Source organism: Inquilinus limosus MP06 (assembly GCF_000767795.1).
Classification (GTDB): Bacteria; Pseudomonadota; Alphaproteobacteria; order DSM-16000; family Inquilinaceae; genus Inquilinus; species Inquilinus limosus_E.
This window is the reverse complement of record NZ_JANX01000595.1, coordinates 1-3775: the sequence shown is the minus strand read 5'-3', so window position 1 is coordinate 3775 and position 3775 is coordinate 1. Positions and strand designations below refer to the sequence as shown.

Below are 3775 nucleotides of genomic sequence, written 5' to 3'. Positions count from 1 at the left end.
CTAGTCCGTCGCCGTGTCCGCCATCGAGGGCGCATTCTCGCGCCTCGGGCTCGAGACCGAGGCGCCGGCTGCCGCCCGCCCCTTTGCCCCGTCCACCCTGGATGCCAGGGCGGCCACGCTGGCGACCCGGCTTCCGACCCTGCCGCTGGCGACGCCGCTGCGCACGGAGTACCGCATGTCCAGCCCGTTCGGATACCGGATCCATCCGATCACGGGGGTCGAGACCCTGCATGCCGGGCTGGACCTGGTGGCGCCCCGGGGAACCCCGATCTTCGCCACAGGAAGCGGACGAGTGCTGCGCGCCGGCGTGGCCGGCGGCTACGGCAACCTGGTCGAGATCCAGCATGCGGAGGGCCTGGTCACCCGCTACGGCCACATGGACTCCATCGCCGTGACCGAAGGCCAGGCGGTGACCGCCGGCACCGTGCTGGGAACGCTGGGATCGACCGGCGATTCGACCGGGCCGCATGTGCATTACGAAGTCCGCCGCGGCGGCCAGCCGGTGGACCCGATGCCGTTCCTCGAAGCCGGCCAAGCCCTGAAATCGCTCCTGGCCATCGCGATCCGGTCCTGACCGGCGCCGCCGGCCTCAGGCCGGCAGCAGCGGGGTGATGCGGTCGCGGATCGCCGCCACCGCCTCCTGCGGCGGCTTGCGGCCGAGCACGGCGAGCTGCACCTCCTCCAGGAAGGTCGCCTGCGCGCGCACCGCCTCCGGAAAGGCCGGGAAGGCCGGCCGCGCCCTGGCCAGGGCGGCGGATTCGATCTTCGCCAGCGGCTGGCTGGCGGCGAAGTCCGGATCGGCATAGGTCGAGACCCGGACCGGGCCGTTGCCGTTGCGCGCCGCGCCCAGCGTCACCGCCTTGCTGGAGACCGCCTTGATGAAGCTCCAGGACAGGTCTTTGTCGGCCGTGTTGGCCGGGATCGCCATGGCCCAGGATTCCACCACCGCCGCCATGCCGGTGCCGGCGGGCAGCGTCGTCGAGCCCGGGAACTCCACCGCCTTGATCTTGCCCGGGACCGAGGACTGCTCGGGGTTGTTGAGCTGGGCGAAGCGGGCGAAGGGCAGCACGCCGAAGGCCGCCCGGCCCTGCTGCAGCCAGGTCACCATGTCGTCGTTGCGGGTGTTGGCGTAGCTGCGCGGCAGCGCGCCGGCCTGGAACAGGTCGGCCAGCACGGCCAGCGCCTTCTCCATCGCCTCCGGCTGTGGCAGGACCTTGAAGTCGGCGCTGATGAAGTCGCCGCCGAAGGCCCGCGCGAACATCACCGGGAAGACGGCCAGGTCGCTGGCCAGGATCATTCCCACCACCCGTGTGCCCGCCTCCGAGGTGAAGGTCAGCTTCTTCGCCTGCTCGACCAGCTCCTCCAGCGTCGCCGGCGGGGCGGAGAAGCCCGCCTCCCGCAGCAGCGCCTCGTTGTAGAACAGGGCCTGGGTGGCATGCCGGACGGGAATGCCGACCAGCTTGCCGCCAACCGTCATGGCGCGCCGCAGGCCGGGGGCGATGTCGTCGATATCCTCGACCGGGTCCGACGCCTGGTATGTGTCGAGCGGCTCGAACAGCCCCGCGATCTGGGGCGTCATCCGGTTGTCGATGACATAGCCGACATTGAAGCCGGTCTGGCCCAGGCTGGCCTCCCGGAACAGCCGGTCCTGCAGCGGATTGCTGTCGAGGGTGGTCCAGGCGATCTCCGCCCCCGACGCCTGGCGCCACGGCGCGATGACGTCGCCGGCCGCGCCCTTGGTCAGCACGTTCTGGTGCACCAGATGCGACAGCACGTTCAGCGTCTTGGGCTGCGCCAGGGCCGTGCGGCCCAGCGCCATCGTCGCGGCCCCGGCCACCGTGCCGGCCAGCAGGTCCCGCCTCGTCAGATTTGTGGTCATGATTGTCCTCCCTGTTTGATCTTGTTCATCCCTTGGTCGCCCCGGCGGTCAGCCCGGCGACCAGGAAGCGGTTCATGGCCACCACGAACAGCAGCACCGGCAGCAGCTGGATCGTGGCCGCGGCGAACAGCACGCCCCAGTCGACGCCGTCGACCGAGCTGATCATCTCGGACAGCACGAAGGGCGCGGTCTTGGCCCTGGTCGCGGTGAAGATGAAGGCGAACAGGAACTCGTTCCAGGCGAAGACGACGACGAAGACCGCCACCGCCAGCATGCCTGGCGCCGCCAGCGGCAGCACGATCCGGCGCAGCACGGTCAGCCGCCCGGCCCCGTCGATGGTCGCGGCCTCGTCCAGCTCGCGCGGGACCTGGTCGATGAAGGTGCGCATCAGGATCGTGCCCAGCGACACGAAGAAGCTCGTGTACAGCAGGATCAGGACGAGATGGGTGTCGTTCAACCCCAGCAGGTTGACGATCGGGAACAGCGGCAGAGTGACCACGATCGGCGGGATCAGGCGCACCCCGATCAGGAGATAGATCGAGCCGGAGAGGAGCCGGCCGCGGTGCCGCGAATAGGCATAGCCGGCGAGCGAGCTGACGGCGACGGCCAGGACGGCGGAGCCGATGGTGACGATCAGGCTGTTGACCAGCCCGTCGAAGAAGCTGCCCCAGCGCTGCCAGAGATGCTGGTAGTGCAGCAGCGTCGGCTCGAATAGCAGCTTCGGCGGCACCGCGAAGATGTCGCGACCCGGCTTGAACGACGACAGCACGATGAAGGCGATCGGGAAGATCGACCACGCAACCACCGCGGCGACGGCGACGGCCTTGCCGGCCGCGATCAGCAGGCGGTCAGCGCGCATCGGCCGCCATCCCCTTGCGCAGCCGCAGGATGTAGGCGGCGGCCAGCAGCAAGGACACCGCGACCATGATCCAGGCGGTGGCGGCGGCGGTGCCGAAGGAGTTGTAGCGGAACGCCTCGAGATAGAGGTAGACGGCCACCGCCTCGGTCGTCCGCGCCGGCCCGCCCTGCGTCAGCAGCCAGATCTCGGAGAACAGCCGGAAGGCGAAGATGTAGCGGAACAGCATGGCGATCAGGATCGCCGGCGCCAGCAGCGGCAGGGTGACGTTCCGGAACAGCTGCAGCGGCGAGGCCCCATCCGCCCGCCCGGCCTCGTACAGGTCCTTCGGGATCGCCAGCCGGGCGGCGTAGAGGATGACGAAGGTGAAGGGCAGGTGCAGCCAGATGGTCAGCAGCCCGACCAGCACCAGCCCGTGCGACGGCACGAAGGTCCAGTCCAGCGACGGCAGGCCGAGATCCAGCAGCGCGTTGGTCACCGGGCCGACATCGGGGTCGAACAGGAAGCGCCACATCGCCGCCGCCGTGACCTCGCTGATCGCATAGGGCGCCAGCACGATCACCAGCAGCAGGCGCCGGGCCGGCAGGCCGCTGGCGAACAGGAGCGCGATGCCGAGCCCCAGCAGCAGCTCCAGATGCACGGCCGCCGCCACCACGGCCACGGTGTTCAGCAGCGACCGCCAGAAATAGCCGTCGCCCAGCACCCGGGCGTAGTTGTCGAGGCCGACGAAGCTGGCCGCCTGGCCGAAGGTCGAGGACTGGAAGCTGAGCCAGAGGACGAAGATCGACGGAATGACGATGACGCCCAGCACCAGGACATGCACGGACGCCACGAGCGGCAGCGCCCCCGCCAGACCTTGCCGCAGACGCTTCAGCCGCGCTTGCATTCCACCTCCCGGGCCATGGTGGTTGTTCGGCTGGGGCGCCGGCGGTTCCTGGCCCTGGACCGCGGCTGCCCTGGCTGTGGCGCGGCCCGCGCCGCGGCGCCTCAGGCCGCGGCGGCCGGCACCTGGCCTGCGATGGTGGTGCGATACATCACCC

Annotated in this window: 4 protein-coding genes; 1 reads left to right on the top strand and 3 read right to left on the bottom strand. The window is 70.1% G+C overall.

Annotated features, from left to right (window positions below):
* The first annotated feature begins 13 nt into the window (after positions 1-13).
* Positions 14-574, top strand: coding sequence for a M23 family metallopeptidase (locus P409_RS29105; protein ID WP_052121535.1), 561 nt, complete (start codon positions 14-16; stop codon positions 572-574).
* A 15-nt stretch (positions 575-589) separates the two neighbouring features.
* Here the strand turns inward: P409_RS29105 and P409_RS29100 are convergent, their stop codons facing one another.
* From P409_RS29100 to P409_RS29090, 3 genes are read right to left on the bottom strand one after another with little or no spacing between them, the layout of a single operon-like run.
* Positions 590-1879 carry an ABC transporter substrate-binding protein gene (locus tag P409_RS29100; protein ID WP_034846652.1) on the bottom strand — a complete coding sequence of 430 codons (1290 nt, stop codon included), beginning with the start codon at positions 1877-1879 and terminating at the stop codon, positions 590-592.
* A gap of 25 nt (positions 1880-1904) precedes the next feature.
* Complete coding sequence (locus P409_RS29095) at positions 1905-2738, bottom strand: carbohydrate ABC transporter permease (protein ID WP_034846650.1); 834 nt, start codon at positions 2736-2738, stop codon at positions 1905-1907.
* Positions 2728-3621 carry a carbohydrate ABC transporter permease gene (locus P409_RS29090; RefSeq protein ID WP_052121534.1) on the bottom strand — a complete coding sequence of 298 codons (894 nt, stop codon included), beginning with the start codon at positions 3619-3621 and terminating at the stop codon, positions 2728-2730. Before P409_RS29090 ends, P409_RS29095 begins: the two co-directional genes overlap by 11 nt.
* Between the last annotated feature and the right edge of the window lie 154 nt (positions 3622-3775).

What these genes read in the sequence shown, in the direction of transcription:
- P409_RS29100 (WP_034846652.1), bottom strand. Translation starts at nt 1,879, where the DNA reads ATGACCACAAATCTGACGAGGCGGGACCTGCTGGCCGGCACGGTGGCC.
- P409_RS29095 (WP_034846650.1), bottom strand. Translation starts at nt 2,738, where the DNA reads ATGCGCGCTGACCGCCTGCTGATCGCGGCCGGCAAGGCCGTCGCCGTC.
- P409_RS29090 (WP_052121534.1), bottom strand. Translation starts at nt 3,621, where the DNA reads ATGCAAGCGCGGCTGAAGCGTCTGCGGCAAGGTCTGGCGGGGGCGCTG.